This window comes from Thiomonas sp. UBA7699, assembly GCF_002482605.1.
GTDB classification, from domain to species: domain Bacteria; phylum Pseudomonadota; class Gammaproteobacteria; order Burkholderiales; family Burkholderiaceae_C; genus Thiomonas; species Thiomonas arsenitoxydans.
In genome coordinates, this window is sequence record NZ_DLGH01000009.1 from 188060 (window position 1) to 207292 (window position 19233).

Here is a 19233-nt window from a genome sequence, read left to right on the forward strand (position 1 = left end):
AACCCGCCAGTCGCTCTGATCCAAAGCCACTACCGGCGTCGGCGTATCGCTTGGCTTGGCCTACGCTGCGCCTTGAGTTAGGCCGATCCGCTCCCCGGGAGACTGGTCGTCGGCCAGTGCTGACATTGGGGCGGCTCGTGGCAACGGCAGCAATGCCCCACGTTGCTGACGTCGGTGGCGGCGGGCAGGTCAGCGTCTGGTTCCGGCGATGACGAAATTGCGCAATCGACCCCTACCCGTCGTTCGTATCGCCGGTGTTCCAATGACTGGTTCCGGGGTCGAGCAGCCATACAGCATGTCTATCCGCCGACAGCGTATCGGCCTGATCTGGCATTGGGGCACGCTCGCGCCATGTCAGCACTGACCGGCTTACAAAGCTATCGGCCTTTTTTCCACCTCAATCGTCAAATGCGACAAATCCCGAAAGCCTTGCAGCTTGTGCCGGTAGTACAACGCATCCCGGGTGGGATCTTTGCATTTCACCGCCACGATCGCTCCGAGGTGCCCAGGTCCGAGGCGCCACAGATGCAAGTCGGCCAATTCATCGCCCGCTTCCTGCACGACCTTGCGGATGGACTGGCTCAGCGCGGCATCCGGATTGACGTCCAACAGAATGGCGCCGGTATCCCGGATCAAACCGAAGGACCAGTTCGCAATCACCACCGCGCCGACGATACCCATCACGGGATCCATAAAGTTCAAGCCGAAGAACTTGCCCGCTGCCAGCCCCACAATGGCCAGCACGGAAACTGCGGCGTCCGCAGCCACATGCACGAAAGCGGCGCGCATATTGTGATCCCGGTGATGGTCTGCATGACCATGGTCATGGCCCTCAGACTCTGCAAAGTGCAGGGTTCGAGATACCACCGTTGCCCCGATGTTCAGATGCAACCGTGCTTCGAAGGCATGCGGCTCCGGAATGGTATCGACCGATTCCCAGTACCCGCCCTGGTCTTGAAACTGAAACGTTTGGTGTTGCCCGGAAGGACGAATCGTCTCCATCCACATGTGCGACGCCAGCAGGCTTGTGGGTGGGCCTGATTGATCTTGCCAACGCAAGCGAAACCTCGGCGGGACGCGATCCTCATGAATCTCGACCCGCACGCGACCTGTGGCAGTGTCCACGAACTGGGCATCGTCCGCGGTTGCCGCGCCATGGACATGACCATGCGCATGTCCATAACTGTGCTCATTGCCACTGAGCAGCCAGGCACTGAGGATGTTGACGAACAGGCCGAGAAAGGCAATGGCGATGGCAGCATTGAAATCGATGGCCACCGGATGGATGAAGCGCGCAATCGCCTCATAGCCGATCAATAAAGCGATCATGGCCAAGATGATGGCGCTGGAGAAACCCGCCAGATCCCCCACCTTGCCGGTGCCGAAGCTGAAGCGAGCGTCATGGGCATGTTGGCGCGCGTAGTGGTAGGCCATGGCGGCGATCAGCATGGCTGCAGCATGAGTGCTCATGTGCAGGCCATCGGCGACCAACGCCAGCGAGCCAAAGTGAACCCCATCAGCGATCTCGATGACCATCACCCCGGTACACAGGGCGATGACGGCCCGGGTCTTGCGGGCATTGCGGTCATGGTCCTGACCGAGAAACACATGCTCATGCTCATGGGTAAACGGGGTCGCGGACATGGATGCGCTCACTTGAAGTATCTGTGCACGACGTCGATCAACTGGGCGGCAGCCTCGGCCGATTCATCCTGTTGGCCCTTGCGGGGATCAATCAGGTGGGTCTGGATGTGATCTTCGACGACCTCGGACAGTAAGCTGTTCATCGCACCACGGCAAGCCGCGATGGCATGCATGACTTGCTCACAGCCCGCATCACTCTCCAGAGCACGCTCGATGGCATCGACCTGGCCGCGAATGCGGCGCACGCGGTTGAGAAGTTTGGTTCTTTCTCGGATGGTGTGGCTCATGCCAACACTATAGGGGGATAGGGTGTTTGAATTCATTGCGCTGGTCTCCATCGAACGGGGACACGATCAGGTGATCATGAGATGGATCGGCATTGGGCGGGGCAGGGGATTGACGAGCAAGGAACCTTCGCTATCATCAGCCACCTTCATCGTCCCATGCACCCATCCAAGCCCATGCGTTCCTTCCGAACTTTCTCCCGCTTCTGGGCGTTCGTTTGCGCATTGGCGTTTCTGCCGTGGATGCAAGTCGCCATGGCGCGTCCGGTGGTTGTTCCGGCCCCTTGCTGCGCGAATATGCCGGGTATGCCGACCATGGACTCCATGTCCATGGGAGCTGCTGGGCAACAAGCACAAGTTTCTAGCCAGGACAGCGCAAGGGTTGAGCGTGCGTTTTGTCAGGCAGCCTGCCAAGACCTGAACGCAGCGGCTCCAGCCAGCACGATCAAGAGCTTTGGTATTGGCCCCGCCGCGCTGATCCAGCGTGTTATGCTGGTGCCGCAAGTCCGCCCCGCTTTGCTGAACTGGCAAATTCAGCGCATTGAGCCCCCACCCCCCTCCAGACCGTCTTTCCTCGCGGCGCGTCTCCAAGTTTGACCCCTTCGGCAGCAAGCAAGCCCGGTGAACTTTGACCGGGCGATGCGCGTGTTCGCCTTGCGATCAACGCTGCAACTCTGCAGCGCACCATCTGCCGAAGAGGAAAGCGATGTCCCTCATGTTTCAGTGCCGCCGTGCGTTCGCCCGGCGATCTGCCACCGCCTGTTCAAAGCGCAGGGTGGCGGCTCTCCCCTTGATGTTTCTGCTCGGTCCGCTGCTTGCCAGCGTGGCTGCCCAAGCCCAAGATGCACCCTTGACCCTCAGAGCCGCCGAGGCGCAACTGGCACAAGCCAACCCGAGTCTGGCAGCAGCCACACAGCGCATCCGCGCTCTCCAGCATCAGGCTGCAGCGGCCACGCACTTGCCCGACCCGCATGTGTCGTTCGACGCGGTCAACCTACCCACCAACAGCTTTTCGCTGACCCAGCAAGGCATGACCATGCTCAGCGTTGGCGTCAGTCAGAGCTTTTCACCCATCGGCAAGCTGGCCCTCGAAGGGAGCAAGCTGCAGGCGCAAGCCTCGGAGCAACGCTTCAGCCGTGAAGCCAAGCGGGCGCAACTGGTTCTCGCTTTGCGACGCGCCTGGCTGGTGGCGGTGTACACGCGCCAGGCCATGGCGACCGTGCAACGGCAGCAGTCGCTGGCGCGTGAGAACGTCGACGCGGCCATGGCCAGCTACCGTGCGGGCAGCGGAGCGCAGAGCGATGTGTTGCGCGCCCGTCTCGCCGAGGACGAATTGCGCAACGACCAAAGCGCGCTCGCCGCCGATGAAGCAGCGGCCCTGGCCGACATCGCTCAGGCACTCGGCAGCGAGCATGCGCCGCAGATCGATCCTGCCTGGCCGAACTTGGCGCCTGGTGCGATGACTCCGGAGCAAGCTCCCCCAGGCCAGCCACTGCTGCGCCTGGCCCAGGCCAAGGTGCTGACCGCGCAGGCTGGCGTGCAAGTGGCCAAGACGAATTTCCGGCCAGCCATCACGGTGGGCGCCTCCTACGGCAAGAGCTTTGTTCCGGGCTCCCCCAACTATTTTTCGGCTGGGGTGTCGATGAATCTGCCGATCTTCTCCAGCCATCGGCTGGACCAGGAACTCGACAGCGCGCGCGCCCAGGTGATGGAAGCCCGCTACGACGAGCAGGACCAGCGGCTGGCCTTGCAGCAGCAGATTCGCTCGGCCACAGCGCGCATGCGCAGCCAGCAGGAGAAGTGGCAGCGCCTGCACGCCCAGATGCTGCCGCTGGCGCACGAGGCCTATGACTCCACCCTCACCGCCTACAGCAACGGCCGCGCCAGCATGGGCGACGTGCTCAAGGCGCAGCAAGCTGTCTTTGCCCTTGAACTCCAGACCCTGCAACTGCGCCGGGATCTGCTGGCCACCCAGGCCGAACTCGACTACCTGACCACGCCTTCGGAGCAGCAGCCATGAATTTGCGAACCTTCACTCTCGGCCTCGGCCTGTTGCTGGTGGGCCTCGGCGCGGGCCTCTGGAGCAGTCGCTGGCTGCCGCACGGCGCCTCGCAAGCCGAGTCGGCAAACACCGCGGCGGCCCCGGCTTCCGCAACAGCTTCCGCAGCAGCGCCGGCAAGCCGCCAGGTGCTGTACTGGGCCAACCCGATGAACGCCGCCATCCACGCCGACCACCCGATGAAAGACAACATGGGGATGGACTATGTGCCGGTCTACGCCCCGGCTGCGGCGCCGCAGCGCCGGGTGCTGTACTGGGCCAGCCCGATGAATCCGGCGATCCATGCGGACCATCCGATGAAGGACAACATGGGCATGGATTACGTGCCGGTCTACGCCCAGGCCGAAACCGGAGGGGCCGACACCGGAGTGCACATCGACCCGCGTCTGACGCAAAACCTGGGCGTGCGTCTGACGACCGCACAGATGCGCCCCCTGGGCCAGGCGATCCAGACCGTGGGCACCGTGGCGGTGGACCAGAACCGTGTCACCATCGTCACCCCGCGCTTCTCCGGCTGGGTGGTGCAGCTCAAGGTGCGTGCCGTGGGCGATGCGGTGGCGCGCGGTCAGGTGCTGGCGGAGATTTACTCGCCCGAGTTGTACGCCGCGCAGCAGGAATACAGCATCGCGCGCCAGCTAGCGGGCACGACTGATAGCCACACCGGCAGTCACCCCGACAACCAGGGCTTGCTGGCCGCAGCCAAACAGCGCCTGCTGCTGCTGGGCCTGCCCGAGGCAGCGCTCAAGCAGTTGGAGGCCTCGGGCCAACCGATGCGCGACGTTCCCATCCTGGCGCCCGAGAGCGGCGTGGTGACGGCGCTCAATATTCGCCAGGGCAGCTATGTCTCGTCGCAGAACAGCCTGTTCGAGATCGCCAATCTGGATCGGGTCTGGGTCAATGTGGCGCTGTACGACTACCAGATGCCGTGGGTGCGTCTGGGCGACGGCGTGCAGCTCCAGCTCCCGGCCTACCCCGGCAGGAATTGGGATGGGCGCTTGAACTTTCTCTACCCCACGCTGGATCCGCAAACTCGCACCATCACCGCGCGCCTGAGCTTCGCCAACCCCGGCGGCATGTTGCGCCCGGGCATGTATGCCAACGCCACGGTGCAGGCTCAGGCGCAAACCGCGCTGGCGCTGCCGAGCAGCGCGGTGCTGCGCACGCAAGATGGCGATTACGCCATGCTGGCGCAGGCGGGCGGCCACTTCCTGCCGGTGCAGGTTGCGCTTGGTCCCGAGGCGAACGGCTGGGTGGTCATCGCCCGAGGGCTCAAGGTGGGTGACCAGGTGGTGGAAAGCGCCCAGTTCCTGCTGTACTCCGAATCGCAGTTCCAGTCGGTCAAGGCGCGCATGCTCGGCGGTCAAGCCAACACGAGTGGAGCGAGTGGCATGCCCGCTACGGGGGCGATGTCAGGCATGCCGCCAGCGAGCTCCCCGCAAGCCGGCGCTGCCGGGCCCATGCCCGCGCCGACGGCTACTCCGCCCGTGAGACCAGCAGCAGCGCCCCCTGACGCGGGATCGATGGCCGGAATGAATATGGCCCCTGGCCGGAGCGCCCCATGATCCGGCGACTCATGGAGTGGTGCTTCGAGAACCGCAGCCTGACGGTGATCGGCGCGCTGCTGCTGCTGGCCGCGGGCATCCTGGCGGTGCGCAACACGCCGCTGGAAGCCATCCCCGACATCTCGCCCACCCAGGTCATCATCAAGACCTCTTACCCCGGGCAGGCGCCGCAGGTGGTGCAGGACCAGGTGACCTATCCGCTGGAGACCACCCTGCAGTCGGTTCCCGGCGCGCGCGCCGTGCGCGGCTACTCGATGTTCGGCGACTCCTTCGTCTACGTCATCTTCAAGGACGGAACCAACATCTACCAGGCGCGCAATCTGGTGCTGCAGTATCTCAGCCAGGTGCAATCCAAACTGCCGCCCGGGGTGACGCCGGCGCTGGGTCCGGACAGCTCGGGGGTGGACTGGGTTTACATGTACGCCCTGACCGATACCGGTGGCACGCAGGACCTGAGCCAGCTCACCACCCTGCAGAACTGGTTCCTCAAATACCAGTTGCAAAGCATTCCGGGCGTGGCCGAGGTCGCCACGGTCGGTGGCATGGTCAAGGAATACCAGGTGGTGGTGAACCCGCAGGCCCTACTGGCCTACAACCTCACCCTGCCTCAGGTGGAAGATGCCATTCGCGCCGCGAACGGCGAGACCAGCGGCTCGGTGGTCGATCTGGGTGAGGCCAGCTATATGGTGCGTACCACCGGCTACATCCGCTCGCTGCGGGACCTGGAAAACGCGCCACTGGCGGCGCGCGGCGGCGTGCCGCTGACGCTCAAAGACGTCGCCCGCGTGCAGTTCGGGCCGGAGCTGCCCAACAGCGCCGCCGACCTCAACGGCGAGGGCGCGGTGGTCGGCGGCATCGTGATGATGAACCAGGGCTCGAACGCCGATGCCATCATTCAACACGTCGAGGACAAGATTCGCGCCATCCAGCCCTCCCTGCCTCCCGGGGTGAAGATCGTCACCACCTACAGCCAAGCGCCGCTGATCCAGCGTGCCATCCACACCCTCACCGAGAAGCTGCTGGAAGAATCACTGATCGTCGCCTTGGTGTCCTTCCTGTTCCTGCTGCGTGCGCGCTCGGCGCTGGTGGCCATCGTGTCGCTGCCGCTGGGCATCCTCGCCGCCTTTCTGGTGATGTGGGCGCAGGGCATTCCGGCCAACATCATGTCTCTGGGGGGCATCGCCATCGCCATCGGCGCGATGACCGACGCCGCGATCGTCATGATCGAGAACATGCACAAGCATATGGAGCACGACCCGCATGCCGATCCCTGGATGAAGGCGCGGGTCGCCGCCGCGGAGGTCGGTCCGGCATTGTTTTTTTCGCTGCTGATCATCGCGGTGTCGTTCCTGCCGGTGTTCGCGCTCGGCGGCGAGGAGGGCAAGCTGTTTCGGCCCCTGGCCTTCACCAAGACCTATGCCATGGCGGCAGCCGCCATTCTGTCCATCACTCTGGTGCCGCTGCTGATGGCGTGGTTCATTCGCGGGCCGATCCGCCCGGAGGGGAAAAACCCCTTGAACCAGGTACTGGTCTGGCTCTACCGCCCCTTGATCCACGGCGTGCTGCGGGCTCCCTGGGTGGTGATCGTGCTGGCCATCGTCGCGGTGGCCAGTCTGTATTTCCCCTGGAAGCATCTCGGCTCGGAGTTCATGCCTCCCCTGAACGAAGGCACCTTGTTGTACATGCCGGTATCGCAGGATCCGTCGATCTCCATCGGCCAATCGGCCGCGATCCTGCAGCAGAGCGACCGCATCATCAAGACCTTCCCCGAAGTGGAGAGCGTGTTCGGCAAGGCGGGGCGGGCGCAGACCGCGACCGACCCGACGCCGATCTCGATGTTCATGACGGTCGTGAACCTGAAAGACCGCAGCACTTGGCCGGCCGGCATGACCACCGCCAAGCTGATTGAGAAGCTGAACCAGTCGCTGCAGATTCCAGGCGTATCGAACACCTGGACCCAGCCGATCAAGGGTCAGGTGGACATGTTGACCACCGGCTTGCAAACGCCGCTGGGCATCAAGGTCACCGGCAGCAATCTCGACACGCTGAACCGACTAGGGCAGGAAATTCAAGCCGTGCTGCAAACCGTTCCGGGTACGCAGAACGCCTATGCGGCGCGCGCCACCGGTGGGCGCTACATCGTGGTCGACACCAACCGGCTGGCCGCCGCGCGCTACGGCCTTTCGGTGGCGGATGTGAACCGCCTAGTCGAGACAGCGATCGGCGGGCAGATCCTGTCCACCGCCGTCAACGGTCTGGAGCGTTTCCCCATCATCTTGCGCTATCCGCGCGAACTGCGTCAATCGCTGTCCACGCTGATGGAAAGTCGCATCGCCACGCCCGAGGGCAGCCAGATTCCGCTGGCGCAGGTGGCCACGCTGCGCATCGAGGGCGGCCCGCCCATGCTCACCAGCGACAACAGCCGGCTGAATTCCTGGGTGTACATCGACCTCAAGCCCGGCACCAGCATCGGCGGCTACGTGGCCGCGGCGCAAGCAGCCCTGGCGCAGAAGGTGCATCTGCAGCCCGGTTTCACACTCGACTGGGTGGGGCAGTACCAGGCGCTGGAGCAGGCCGTGCAGCGCCTGAAGATCGTCGTGCCGGCGGTGATCGGCCTGATCGCGCTCTTGCTGTATTTCAACTTCAAGAACCTCACCGAGGTCGCCATCATCCTGCTGACTTTGCCGCTGTCGCTGGTGGGCGGATTCTGGTACGTCGACTGGCTCGGCTACAAGCTCTCGGTGGCGGTGGGCGTGGGCTTCATCGCCACCGCTGGGGTGGCCTCCGAGTTCGGCGTGGTCATGCTGCTGTATCTCGACGCGGCGCTGGAGCGACGCAAGATTCAAGACCGCCTCAGCACCTGGGACGATCTCAAGCAGACCGTGGTCGAGGGCACCTTGCTGCGACTGCGGCCCATGGCGATGACCCTGACCATGGTGGTCGGCGGCCTGCTGCCCATCATGTTCAGCGAAGGCGCTGGCGCCGACGTGATGAAGCGCATTGCCGCACCCATGGTGGGCGGCATGCTGACCGCCGCCCTGCTGGCGCTGCTGGTGATTCCAGCGGTTTACGCCCTGTGGCAGAAGCAGCGCCTGGGACTGGGCGAGAGTCCCAGGCTGGAGGTGGTTTCATGAACGCCATGAATCGGCCGCAAGCAGACTTGCCCAAAGGGGTCAAGCAAATGCGGCAACGGCCGAGCTTGCCCGCCCTTGAGCAGGGGCAAATCACACCGCTGCCGGGCTCGGCTGCTTCCAGAACTCTGCTGGGCAAACGCCGATCTCAGTGTGCAGGGCGCACGCATTTCAGGAGCTTGCGGCGTCAAAGCCTTGGGCTGGAGAAGAGGTATTTGATCAGCGCCGCCACGCCGAGCGCAATGAAGGCCAGCACCAGCAGTCCGAACAACCCCATGAGGGCCATGCCGCCCCCCGACATGCAGACAGAAGTCATCATGATCGGTTTCCTTTCGTCGTTTGTTCCGTGTGTTGCAACCAGGAGTTCATCATGCAACGTCGTACATTTTTGACTACCGTTGTGGGTTTTGTTGGAACCGTCGTGGGCTTTTTGACCGGACGCGGCGCACCGTCCGCCCAGGCCCAGGGCATGATGGGTGGAGGGATGATGGGTGGCGGCAAGGGCGGCATGATGTCGCCCGAGAACATGAACGGCCCCATGCGCACCGGCATGGAATTGTTCAAGGTTCACCAGCAGATTCAGCGCAAGGTGACCGAGCTGCCCAACGGGGTGCATGACGTGACCACCTCGGCCGACCCCACGACTGCAGCGCTCATCCAGAAGCATGTGGTGGAGATGTATGCACGGCTCGATCAGAACCACCCTTTCCCCTACCCCATGAGCAACAGCGTGCCGCAGATGTTCGCCCACCCGACGAAATATCAACGCAAACTGGACATCCTGCCCGACGGCGTGGCCGTGACCGAGACCTCCACCGACCCGGAGATGGTCGCAGTGATCAAGGCGCACTCGCGCGAGCTCGACCGCTTCGCCAAAGAGGGCATGCCGGCGATGATGCGCGGGATGATGTGAGACCTGCATGCGCGGCTTGGCAGAACTGGCGACACCAGTCTGCCTGGCAATACGAAGTTTTCCATCTGGGTTGTCACAGCAGCCGGCCCCAGGTCTGCTGGATCAGCGCTGCTGCATTTCGATTAACTGGAGCATTGCCATGAAGAAACTGTTGGTCGTCATCACCCCCCTGCTGATGCTGGGCGCCGCCTACCCGGCGTTTGCTGCGGGCAGCAATGGGGTGCAGGCCCGGGAGGCGCAAATTCAAGCCTGCTTTCGCATGCATGGCCAATTGATGGACAAGCCAGCCGTGCGCAACCCGTTGGACTGCTGGAGGGAGCATGGATTCTTGATGCAGAAGTAACCTCCCCTGTGGCGCATGGCCCTGAGGGTCGTGCGCCGGGGTGGCCACCACTCGCCGCAGACGAGCCGTGGCTCGCACCTACCCACAAACATCATGGATCAACACAGGAGAACTCGATGAAACGTTTCGACCTCGCCCTCATTCTGATCGGTTCCGCGGCAGCCATGTCGCCTACTTTTGCAGCATCGAACGCGATGCCGGGTATGGGCAATATGAATGGTGGGGGCATGGGGGGCATGTCCGATCCAGCCACCGCGACCAATGGCTTTATGGCTCACGGGGCCATCAACAGCGTCAACGCCGCCACCGGCACGGTGAATATCACGCACCAGGCGATCAAGGCGCTGGGCTGGCCGGGAATGACCATGGACTTCGGCGTGCGGAGCAAGAGCATGCTCAACGAACTCAAGGCGGGAGAAACAGTGAATTTCGATCTGGCCAAGGGACCATCGGGACAGTACATCGTCACCAAGATTGCTGTCGTGCGGTGACGTCATTCCGACGTGTTGTCGGTTCGTGCGCGTGATGGCGTTCAGCGTGCTTCCGGCGCGGCTCGTAAACCACACCGCAAGATGGTTATCGTGTTCAGAAATCCCTTGACTCTGGACCTCACTCCAAGGTCTAGAGTGCATCCATCGCGATGCGGCAGGTCTTTGTTCACCCGGAGATCATGCCAAGACAGATGGGTGTTCAAACGAAGGAGTTCTGACATGGCAACACAACGTCAGGTTGAAGTTTTCAGCGCCGGGTGCTGTGCCGGGAGCGGTGTCGACGAAGCCGTGTTGCGCGTGGCCTCGCGGCCAACGCGTCCGGTGCTGAAACGCCTTGCAGCTTCAGTCGAAAATTTCTTTCCAGAACGATTTTCGGCCCGGCATCGGGCCATAGCGCCCCTGATGTTTGCCACCGCCGTGGTGGTCGCCGTTTTGGCCATGACTTTCAGGCTGTGGTGATGGGCGGCTCACTTGCTGTGGTGCGCTGGCCGCCTCCTGTTGGTGGTTTCGCTCGATGATCTTGTCAAGCTCGCCGCGATCGAGCCAAACGCCGCGGTATTGCGGCAGTCGTCAATTTCAATGCCCTGGCGTTCGGTCATCACCAGGGTACTTTCCTTGCAGACGTGGCATTTCATGACGGCATCTCCTTGTTGTGAAACCATGAACCCAGAACATCAAACCGTTGCACGTCGTAGCGACAGCAGCCGCATGCCGTTGAACACCACCAACAGGCTGGCCCCGGCATCGGCGAACACCGCCATCCACAGGGTCGCCACGCCGCTCAGGGCCAAGGCGAAGAACACCGCCTTGATGCCCAGCGCTAGGGCGATGTTCTGCTTGAGAATTGCGGCGGTGCGCCGGCTCAAATGGATGAAGTCGGCGATCTTGCGCGGGTCGTCGTCCATGATGGCGACATCGGCGGTTTCCAGCGCCGTGGCGGTGCCGGCCGCCCCCATGGCAAAGCCGATGTTCGCGCGCGCCAGCGCCGGCGCATCGTTCACGCCGTCGCCGACCATACCGACCGAACCGTAGCGCGCATGCAGTTCGGCAACGGCGGCCTGCTTGTCCTGTGGCAGCAGATTGCCTCGCGCATCGGCGATGCCGAGCTGAGCGGCAATGGCCCTTGCCGTGGCCGGGTTGTCGCCCGTCAACATGACCGGCTCGACGCCCAGCCCCTTGAGGGCCGCAACCGCCTGCGCGCTCTCTGGCCTGAGGGTGTCGGCGACGCCGAAAACGGCCACGGGGCCAGCCGCGTCGCACAACACGATGGCGGTCTTGCCGGCACGCTCCAGCACGGCAAGCTGCGCCTCCAGCGCCGCCGAACAGACCCCGATGTCTTCGGCCAGGCGATGATTGCCCAGATGCCAGAGCTGGCCGGTGACGCTGCCCTTAACGCCGCGCCCTTGCAGCACACCAAAATCCTCGACGGGCAGCACTGTGGACCCTGGCTGCTGCGCGCGCCAGCCGGCAACCAGCGCCTGGGCGACCGGATGCGTGCTGTGGTCGTCGAGGCTGGCGGCGATCCGCAAGGCCTGCGCGATGGTCATGTCGCCAAGCGGGATCGCATCGGTCAGTGCGGGCTTGCCGCGGGTCAGCGTGCCGGTCTTATCGAGCGCCACGGCTTTGAGCAGACGGCCGCCTTCCAGATGGATCCCGCCCTTGACCAGGATGCCATGCCCGGCCGCCGCCGCAAGACCGCTGACCACGGTGACCGGCGTGGAGACCACCAAGGCGCAGGGGCAGGCGATGACCAGCATGACCAGGGCCTCGTACAGCCAGGAACTCCAGCCTCCACCACTCAGCAGCGGGCCGAGGATGGCCACGGCGATGGCGAAGACCACCACCGCTGGGGTGTAGTACCGCGCGAATTGATCGACGAAACGCTGGGTCGGCGCGCGCTGTGACTGCGCGCTCTGAATGGCCAGGGCGATGCGGGCCAAGGTGCTGTCACCGGCCGAGGCCGTGACGGAGGCTTCCACCACGCCATCGGCCACAATGCTGCCTGCATACAGCGGGTCGCCCACTTGCTTGTCCACGGGCATGCTTTCCCCGGTGATCGGCGCTTGGTTTAGCGCCGCGCGGCCGGACACGACGCGCGCGTCCAGCGGCACCCGCGCGCCGGTGCGCACCCGGATGCGACTGCCGACGGCCACCTCGGCCACCGGCTTGGCCTGCCAGGCCTCGCCAGCCTTGACCTCGGCGGTTTCCGGCGCGATGGCCGTGAGCGACTTAATCGCGTTCCTGGCACGCTCCAGCGACAGCGCCTCGATCGCCTCGGCCACGGCGAACAGGAACACCACCATCGCCGCCTCCGGCCACTTGCCGAGAGCCACGGCCCCGGTCACCGCGATGGACATCAGGAAGTAGATGTTGAGGGTCAGGTTCTTGAGCGCGACCCAGCCCTTTTTGATGGTCGGCAGGCCGGCGCTCACGATGGACACAGCGGCAAGCGCCATCACCATCGATGAGGTCTCTCGCCCGGTCGACCAGGCGATGGCCTCGGCCGCGACCGCGGCGACGCCAGCCACGGCGAGCAGGCCTTTTTGCCGTGGGCTCAGGGCCGGGGGAAGTACAGACACCGACGCATTGGCTTCCAGCACATTGGGTGCCATGTCCAGCTTGCTCAGCACTGCAGTAATCTCGTGCGGCTGCTCCAAACGGTGATACACCGTGAGTTCCCGTTGCAGGAGGTTGAAGTCGAGTTGGACGACCCCGGGCATGACCTCCAGCTTGTTGCGGATCAGGCGCTCCTCGGTGGGGCAGTCCATCTTGTCGATGCGGTAGCGAACCCGGCTGGTCCCTTCGGGTGCCGGATTGGTTTTGCAAACACCCGTCAGACAGTCGGTCTGTGTCGCCGGGGCGCAGCAGGCATCGGCCCCCGCGTGGGCATGGATATGCGCATCAGGGCCGTGGTCGTGGCCATGATCCTGCGCATGATCGTGGTCACAGGTGGGTCCATGGTCTTGCGCCTGGGCAGGCAGGCGTAACGCTGTGCTGATGGGGTCGTGCTGGCTCATGATGGCGGATCTCGGTGAACAATGCGATCATTGAACAGCCTGTACCTGCTACAGGGTCAAGTACCTTTAGACGACAGGGGAATGCAAGATGCGAATCGGGGAATTGGCGCAGCGCGGGCACTGCGACGTGGAGACGGTGCGTTTTTACGAACGCGAGGGCTTGCTGGACGCGCCCTCTCGCGAGGGCAACGGCTATCGCAACTACACCAGTGATCACCTGGTGCAACTCAATTTCATTCGGCACTGCCGCTCGCTGGGCATGGGATTGCCCGACGTGCGCGTATTGCTCAGCTTTCAGGAGCATCCTGAATCGGCGTGCGACGACATCAACCAGTTGATCGACCGGCAGATCGCGCGCATTCATCATCAGGTCGAATCGCTGCGCTTGCTGGAGCAGCAGTTGCACGCGCTGCGCGAGTCCTGTCAGGTCAACCGAACGGCGAGCGCATGCGGCATCCTGCAGAACCTGCGACACGCCGCGGCCGGCGAGCCCTGCGAATGCCATGCGGAACCGGTCAATCGGTCCGGAGCGGATCATCCAGGTGGCGTGTCGGTGTGAGCGTAGGCGTCGGTCGGCGAGAGATGACAAAGTTTTAATGGCGCTGTCATGAATGGGACAGCGTCGCGGCACTAAAGTGGAAGCACGCTGCACGACAAACTAGAGTCCATCGACTTTTGGCTATTGAGATTTCCAGAATGGGCGACAGACGCAAGGCAGCGCGCAAGGCTCCCCCTCCGGGCCTCCCCCACGAGATGGGGGAGGATTGGGGTGGGGAGAGGTTCAGACAGTCACAGATTCGGGAAACATCAGTAGTGCGCAAAGTGCCCATCTCTGGCGGGAGACGAAGGGAGTATCCAAATGAAGAAGCGCAAGTGTCCTTCCATATCTTCCATGTCCGATTCCGGGACGTCCAATGCTCTTTCCACGCTAACCGAATCGGGTTTGCAACTGAGCCGACGCCGTTTGATCGGCACAGCCGCGCTGGCGGTCCTCGCCGCCCCCGCGCTGCGCAAAGGCGCGTCCGCCCAAGCCATGGGTGGTGGCATGGGCGGAATGATGGGCATGGAGCCTGGCCTGCTCAAACCCGCGACGATGAACGCAGGAGCTTTCACGCGCCCTCTGGCGATTCCCCCGCAGATCTCCGGTGAGGAGCGCGCCGGTGTGCTCCACTATGCCCTGCGCATGGGTGTCGGCACCAGCGAACTCGTAGCTGGAACGCGCACCCCGACCTGGGGATACAACGGCCCGCTGCTCGGCCCGGCGTTGCGCGTGCCGCGGGGGCGCGCGGTGCGCATCGCGGTGACCAACAACCTCGACCAGTCGACCACCACGCATTGGCATGGCGCCCATGTGCCCGGATCGATGGACGGTGGTCCGCAAAGTCTGATCCTTCCCGGTCAAACCTTCGACTATCGCTTCACCCTGGACCCCAGCCTGGCGCGACGCTCTGGTACCACCCTCGTCCGGAGACGCGCACGGGGGCGCATGCCTATGCCGGGCTGGCCGGGCTACTGCTCATCGATAACGGAGTGGACGCTCGCCTCGGTCTGCCGTGCACCTGGGGGGGTGGACGACATTCCGGTGATCGTCCAGGATCGGCGCATGGCCGCCGACGGCCGGCTGCTGTACATGACCTCGATGATGGATCTCATGGGCATGAAGGGTGACCGCTTTCTGGTCAACGGCCGCGAGCAACCCTATGCCGCGGTGCCGGCGCAACGGGTGCGTCTGCGTCTGCTGAACGGCTCCAACGCGCGTTTCTACAACTTTGCATTGAGCGATGGGCGCGCGTTCCATGCGATCGCCACCGACGCCGGCCTGCTGGAACGTCCGGTGGAGATGCGTCGGCTGGTGCTGGCGCCGGGGGAACGCGCCGAAATCTTCGTCGATCTATCCCGCGACCTGGGTAAGACTCTGGTGCTGCGCAGCGATTCGGGTGCCGTGGTCCCGGCCCTCAATGGCGCGCCGATGCATACGGATGGCTGGGACCGCAACGGCTTCGATCTGCTTCAGCTTCGGGTCGTTGCGCCAAATGCGGCGAAAACCGTGCTGCCGGCACGGATGGCCGAGTACGCCGCGTTGCGGCCCGATGCGCCTGTACGCCGCTTCACCCTGCAGGGCATACGGATGATGGGCGGAGGCGACTCGGGAATGATGCGCATGGGTGGCGGCGTGGAGCGCGGCGCCCCGCCCGACTCGGGTCCGGGCCGCATGAGTCTGGGGATCGGCGGCGCGAGGCTTTTTTCCATCAATGACCAGTTCATGGACATGGCGGTGATCAACCAGCGCGTGCGTCTTGGCAGCAACGAAGTCTGGGAGGTGCGCAACGATGCGATGATGGCCCATCCGTTCCATTGCCACGGCACCTCGCTTCGCCTCCTGTCGCGCAACAGCGGTGAGGTACCGGAGTGGGAACAGGGCTGGAAGGACACCGTCCTCGTGCGCATCAACGAAACCGTCCGGATGGCCGCGCGCTTTACTCAGCCCGCAGACGATGCACATCCCTTCATGTACCACTGCCATATCCTCGAACATGAAGGCAACGGCATGATGGGGCAGTTCACCGTAGCGTGAGAAGCGGCGAAGGTTCCGGTCCGCCAGCGTAGCCACCCAATTTAGGAACAAGACGGTCCCTATGAACACCACCAGCGTCATCGATGTCTCCGGGCTGGTGTCGAGCCTTTCCGCCCGCGGGGTCGAAAAGAAGCTCCGGCGCCTGCCGGGCGTCGCCGACGTGCAGGTCAATTACGTCGCGGGCAGCGCCACGGTTGTGTACGACGCGGCCTTGACCAACCTGGCTGCACTGCAGGCGCAGGTCGAGCGTTGCGGCTACCACTGCCGCGGCGAGTCGGTTCCCGACCATCTGTGCGAGCCGCGCGAGGAGCATGCCATGGTGCATGCCCAGGGTGCGCACAAGGCTGGAGTGGTGCATGGCGGAGCCAGGCTCCAAGGCGCCGAACGCGACGCCCATTCCGGTCGCACGCCCGGAATAGATGCCATGGCGCACGACATGGGCCATGGTGCCGGCATGGACGCGCGTGACATGGCGCGAGACATGCGCAACCGGTTCTGGGTATGCCTGTTGTTCACGGTCCCGCTGTTCGTGTACTCGCCCATGGGCGGGCTGTTCGCACCGCCGGCGCCGCCGTTCGGTCTCGCGCTCAAGGACTGGCTGTTCGGCCTGGCCAGCGCCGCGGTGATCTATCCGGCCTGGCCGTTTTTCGTCGCAGCGGCTCGCGCATTGCGCAACGGCGTGCTCAATATGGCGGTGCTGGTCGTGCTCTCCATCGGCACGGGCTATCTGTTCAGCGTCGGCACGACCTTTCTCTTCGAGGGGGCGCAGTTCTACGAGGCCGTATCGGTGCTGCTGGTGTTCATCCTGCTGGGGCATTGGCTTGAAATGCGCGCCCGCGCCGGTGCCTCCGAGGCGATCCGCGCGTTGATGAATCTGGCGCCGCCCAAGGCGACAGTGCTGCGCAACGGTGCGGAAATCACGGTGGCAACCTCCGCGGTGCTGCCGGGCGACGTGGTGCTCATCCGCCCCGGCGACAAGATTCCGGTGGATGGCGAGGTGCTGGAAGGCGCGTCGCAGGTCGATGAGTCGATGCTGACCGGCGAGTCGATGCCGGTGGGGAAAAAACCCGGCGACGCGGTGATCGGAGCGACCATCAACAAGAGCGGCAGCTTGCGCTACCGCGCCACCAAGGTGGGCGCCGACACCGCGCTGGCGCAGATCGTCAAGCTGGTGCAGGAGGCGCAGAACTCCAAGGCGCCGGCGCAATTGCTGGCCGACCGCGCATCGCAATGGCTGGTGGTGATTGCCGTCCTGATCGGCGTGGCGACCTTCGTCGCCTGGTACGTCATCCTGGGGCAGCCGCTGCTGCTGGCGCTGGCATTGACCATCACCGTGTTCGTCATCGCCTGTCCGGACGCCCTGGGCCTTGCCACCCCGATGGCCGTGATGGTGGGAACGGGGCTCGGCGCCATGAACGGCATCTTGTTCAAGAACGCCTCCGCGCTGGAGGATGCGACCCAGTTGAACGTGGTGGTTTTCGACAAGACCGGCACGCTGACCCTGGGGCGGCCGGAGGTGGTCGACTTGGTCCTGGCCGCCGGCATCGCCGAAGACGAACTGCTGAAAACGGCCGGGGCCGTCGAAAAGCTCTCCGAGCATCCACTGGCGCTTGCGATCCTCGAGAGCGCCAAGGGTCTTGCGCTCGAACCCGCCAGCGCGTTCACCAACATCGACGGCATGGGCGCCCGGGCCGAACTGGGGGGCGAGGTGGTGCTGCTGGGCAACGACAAGCTGATAGCGCTCGACAAGGCCAACATGAACGGCCTCGAGGCTGATTCGCAGCGGCTGCAGGGGCAGGGGATGACGGTGGTGCACGTCGCGCGTGCGGGGCGCTTGATGGGTCTCATCGCCATTGCCGACGCTGTGCGCCCGACCTCCGCGCCCACCGTGGCGGCGCTCCACGCCAGGGGCGTGCAGGTGGCCATGCTGACCGGCGACAACCGGCCGACGGCGGAGCGCATCGCCCGCGAGATCGGCATCGACATCGTGCTGGCCGACGTGCTGCCCGGCGACAAAGCGGCCAAGATCAGGGAGTTGCAAGGGCAGGGCAAGCGGGTCGGCATGGTGGGCGACGGCATCAACGATGCACCGGCGCTGACGCAGGCCGACGTCGGCTTCGCCATCGGCGCCGGAACCGATGTGGCGATCGAAAGCGCCGACGTGGTGCTGATGAAAAGCGATCCGTTCGACGTCGTCGGCGCGATCGTGCTGTCGCACGCCACCCTGCGCAAGATGCATCAGAACCTGTGGTGGGCAGTGGCCTACAACGTCATTGCGTTTCCAGTGGCCGCAGGGGTGTTCTACCCCTTCACCATCAGTCCCGAAGTGGCGGCGCTCGCCATGTCGGGCAGCTCGGCGCTGGTGGCAGTCAACGCCCTGATGCTCAAGCGCACCCGGTTGACCGGCATTCGCATCGGCCCGGCCACGAACGCCGTGGCCGGGCCGCAGGTAGCAACAGCGCAGGCGTGACATGCAGCCGACAGAGCCATGCGCCAGACGATGCCATCAAGGACCGTGCACCACCATCTTCAACCCGTTCTTTCCTCAAACCCGGAGATTGACCCATGAGTGACTATGTCTTTACCGTGACCAGCCCCAAAGGCTTCGAGGCCACCGTGCAAGCGGCGACCGAAGCGTTGAAACATGAGGGCTTCGGCGTCCTGACTACCATCGACGTGGCCGCCACGCTCAAGGCCAAACTCGGCATCGAGGAACGTCCCTACCTCATCCTCGGGGCCTGCAATCCGCACTATGCCCATCAGGCCCTGCAAGCTGAGCCGGATATTGGCGCGCTGCTGCCCTGCAATGTCGTCGTGCGGGAAGAGGCGGACGGCGGGGTCAGCGTGGTGTTCATGGACCCAGCGGCCGTGCTCGGCATGGTCAAACGTCCCGAGGTAGACAAACTCGGCGGTGAAGTGCGCGACAAGCTCAAGCGCGTCGCCGAGGCCCTGCGCGCCTGAGGGCTGCGTCGGTGCCATCATCAAGGCGCTGATTCGGTCCAGCCGGTCGGTGCCTGGTTATTGTGAACATCCAATGGGAGCATGGTCATGGGCTATGGATATGGAATGATGGGCGGATGGGGCGGCTTCGGTTTGGGCTGGCTCTTCATGCTGGTGTGGTGGGCTTTGATTCTCGCCATAGTTGTGGGCTTGATCCGATGGCTGTTCACGGGCCATTCGGGCGATTCCGGGGTAAGCGTCCTGCGAACCCATC

16 protein-coding genes are annotated in these 19233 nt (G+C 64.1%); 12 read left to right on the forward strand and 4 right to left on the reverse strand.

Annotation, left to right across the window (positions count from 1 at the left end; all coding sequences use genetic code 11):
• Positions 1-369: 369 nt before the first annotated feature.
• Positions 370-1644: a CDF family Co(II)/Ni(II) efflux transporter DmeF gene (dmeF, locus tag B3H47_RS04030; protein ID WP_055451802.1), complete on the reverse strand. Its 1275-nt coding sequence runs from the start codon at positions 1642-1644 to the stop codon at positions 370-372.
• Between the two features lie 8 nt (positions 1645-1652).
• Positions 1653-1931, reverse strand: coding sequence for a metal/formaldehyde-sensitive transcriptional repressor (locus tag B3H47_RS04035; protein WP_055451803.1), 279 nt, complete (start codon positions 1929-1931; stop codon positions 1653-1655).
• A gap of 81 nt (positions 1932-2012) precedes the next feature.
• Between B3H47_RS04035 and B3H47_RS04040 the strand changes: the two genes are divergently transcribed.
• From B3H47_RS04040 to B3H47_RS04055, 4 genes are all read left to right on the forward strand, one after another.
• Positions 2013-2525, forward strand: a complete 513-nt coding sequence (locus B3H47_RS04040; protein ID WP_055451804.1) for a hypothetical protein — start codon at positions 2013-2015, stop codon at positions 2523-2525.
• A gap of 253 nt (positions 2526-2778) precedes the next feature.
• Positions 2779-3948: a TolC family protein gene (locus B3H47_RS04045; protein ID WP_286986153.1), complete on the forward strand. Its 1170-nt coding sequence runs from the start codon at positions 2779-2781 to the stop codon at positions 3946-3948.
• Positions 3945-5549: an efflux RND transporter periplasmic adaptor subunit gene (locus tag B3H47_RS04050; protein WP_055451806.1), complete on the forward strand. Its 1605-nt coding sequence runs from the start codon at positions 3945-3947 to the stop codon at positions 5547-5549. The genes B3H47_RS04045 and B3H47_RS04050 overlap by 4 nt, the downstream gene beginning before the upstream one ends.
• Positions 5546-8683, forward strand: coding sequence for an efflux RND transporter permease subunit (locus B3H47_RS04055; RefSeq protein WP_055451807.1), 3138 nt, complete (start codon positions 5546-5548; stop codon positions 8681-8683). The genes B3H47_RS04050 and B3H47_RS04055 overlap by 4 nt, the downstream gene beginning before the upstream one ends.
• 184 nt (positions 8684-8867) lie before the next feature.
• Here B3H47_RS04055 and B3H47_RS04060 read toward each other — a convergent pair whose 3' ends face one another.
• Positions 8868-8999: a hypothetical protein gene (locus B3H47_RS04060; protein ID WP_281173312.1), complete on the reverse strand. Its 132-nt coding sequence runs from the start codon at positions 8997-8999 to the stop codon at positions 8868-8870.
• A gap of 51 nt (positions 9000-9050) precedes the next feature.
• Here B3H47_RS04060 and B3H47_RS04065 point away from each other — a divergent pair, with 51 nt between their 5' ends.
• The 4 genes from B3H47_RS04065 to B3H47_RS04080 all read left to right on the forward strand — a co-directional run bounded on the left by B3H47_RS04065 (position 9051) and on the right by B3H47_RS04080 (position 10886).
• Positions 9051-9593: a hypothetical protein gene (locus B3H47_RS04065; protein WP_055451808.1), complete on the forward strand. Its 543-nt coding sequence runs from the start codon at positions 9051-9053 to the stop codon at positions 9591-9593.
• Between the two features lie 139 nt (positions 9594-9732).
• Positions 9733-9936: a hypothetical protein gene (locus B3H47_RS04070; RefSeq protein WP_055451809.1), complete on the forward strand. Its 204-nt coding sequence runs from the start codon at positions 9733-9735 to the stop codon at positions 9934-9936.
• Positions 9937-10052: 116 nt separating this feature from the next.
• Complete coding sequence (locus B3H47_RS04075; protein ID WP_055451810.1) at positions 10053-10427, forward strand: copper-binding protein; 375 nt, start codon at positions 10053-10055, stop codon at positions 10425-10427.
• A gap of 219 nt (positions 10428-10646) precedes the next feature.
• The gene (locus B3H47_RS04080) at positions 10647-10886 is read left to right on the forward strand and encodes a hypothetical protein (protein ID WP_167344863.1); all 240 of its coding nucleotides are present in this window, start codon (positions 10647-10649) and stop codon (positions 10884-10886) included.
• Positions 10887-11101: 215 nt separating this feature from the next.
• On the opposite strand, the gene B3H47_RS04090 is transcribed toward B3H47_RS04080, so the two are convergent.
• The gene (locus B3H47_RS04090; protein WP_082454473.1) at positions 11102-13444 is read right to left on the reverse strand and encodes a heavy metal translocating P-type ATPase; all 2343 of its coding nucleotides are present in this window, start codon (positions 13442-13444) and stop codon (positions 11102-11104) included.
• Between the two features lie 88 nt (positions 13445-13532).
• Here B3H47_RS04090 and B3H47_RS04095 point away from each other — a divergent pair, with 88 nt between their 5' ends.
• The 4 genes from B3H47_RS04095 (at position 13533) to B3H47_RS04110 (ending at position 18980) form a co-directional block, all read left to right on the forward strand.
• Positions 13533-14003 (forward strand): Cd(II)/Pb(II)-responsive transcriptional regulator, encoded by a 471-nt coding sequence (locus B3H47_RS04095; RefSeq protein ID WP_055451811.1) that lies wholly within the window; start codon positions 13533-13535, stop codon positions 14001-14003.
• A 300-nt stretch (positions 14004-14303) separates the two neighbouring features.
• Positions 14304-16019, forward strand: coding sequence for a multicopper oxidase family protein (locus B3H47_RS04100; RefSeq protein ID WP_245610081.1), 1716 nt, complete (start codon positions 14304-14306; stop codon positions 16017-16019).
• A 61-nt stretch (positions 16020-16080) separates the two neighbouring features.
• On the forward strand, positions 16081-18489 hold the full coding sequence (locus B3H47_RS04105) for a heavy metal translocating P-type ATPase (protein ID WP_055451812.1): 2409 nt from the start codon (positions 16081-16083) through the stop codon (positions 18487-18489).
• Positions 18490-18584: 95 nt separating this feature from the next.
• Positions 18585-18980, forward strand: coding sequence for a DUF302 domain-containing protein (locus B3H47_RS04110; protein ID WP_055451813.1), 396 nt, complete (start codon positions 18585-18587; stop codon positions 18978-18980).
• Positions 18981-19233 lie beyond the last annotated feature (253 nt).

Bases quoted from the DNA above. Each gene is read 5' to 3' on its own strand.
- B3H47_RS04070 (WP_055451809.1), top strand. From the start codon at position 9,733: ATGAAGAAACTGTTGGTCGTCATCACCCCCCTGCTGATGCTGGGCGCC.
- B3H47_RS04050 (WP_055451806.1), top strand. From the start codon at position 3,945: ATGAATTTGCGAACCTTCACTCTCGGCCTCGGCCTGTTGCTGGTGGGC.
- dmeF (WP_055451802.1), bottom strand. From the start codon at position 1,644: ATGTCCGCGACCCCGTTTACCCATGAGCATGAGCATGTGTTTCTCGGT.
- B3H47_RS04095 (WP_055451811.1), top strand. From the start codon at position 13,533: ATGCGAATCGGGGAATTGGCGCAGCGCGGGCACTGCGACGTGGAGACG.
- B3H47_RS04060 (WP_281173312.1), bottom strand. From the start codon at position 8,999: ATGATGACTTCTGTCTGCATGTCGGGGGGCGGCATGGCCCTCATGGGG.
- B3H47_RS04035 (WP_055451803.1), bottom strand. From the start codon at position 1,931: ATGAGCCACACCATCCGAGAAAGAACCAAACTTCTCAACCGCGTGCGC.
- B3H47_RS04105 (WP_055451812.1), top strand. From the start codon at position 16,081: ATGAACACCACCAGCGTCATCGATGTCTCCGGGCTGGTGTCGAGCCTT.
- B3H47_RS04055 (WP_055451807.1), top strand. From the start codon at position 5,546: ATGATCCGGCGACTCATGGAGTGGTGCTTCGAGAACCGCAGCCTGACG.
- B3H47_RS04100 (WP_245610081.1), top strand. From the start codon at position 14,304: ATGAAGAAGCGCAAGTGTCCTTCCATATCTTCCATGTCCGATTCCGGG.
- B3H47_RS04075 (WP_055451810.1), top strand. From the start codon at position 10,053: ATGAAACGTTTCGACCTCGCCCTCATTCTGATCGGTTCCGCGGCAGCC.
- B3H47_RS04040 (WP_055451804.1), top strand. From the start codon at position 2,013: ATGGATCGGCATTGGGCGGGGCAGGGGATTGACGAGCAAGGAACCTTC.
- B3H47_RS04065 (WP_055451808.1), top strand. From the start codon at position 9,051: ATGCAACGTCGTACATTTTTGACTACCGTTGTGGGTTTTGTTGGAACC.
- B3H47_RS04080 (WP_167344863.1), top strand. From the start codon at position 10,647: ATGGCAACACAACGTCAGGTTGAAGTTTTCAGCGCCGGGTGCTGTGCC.
- B3H47_RS04110 (WP_055451813.1), top strand. From the start codon at position 18,585: ATGAGTGACTATGTCTTTACCGTGACCAGCCCCAAAGGCTTCGAGGCC.
- B3H47_RS04090 (WP_082454473.1), bottom strand. From the start codon at position 13,444: ATGAGCCAGCACGACCCCATCAGCACAGCGTTACGCCTGCCTGCCCAG.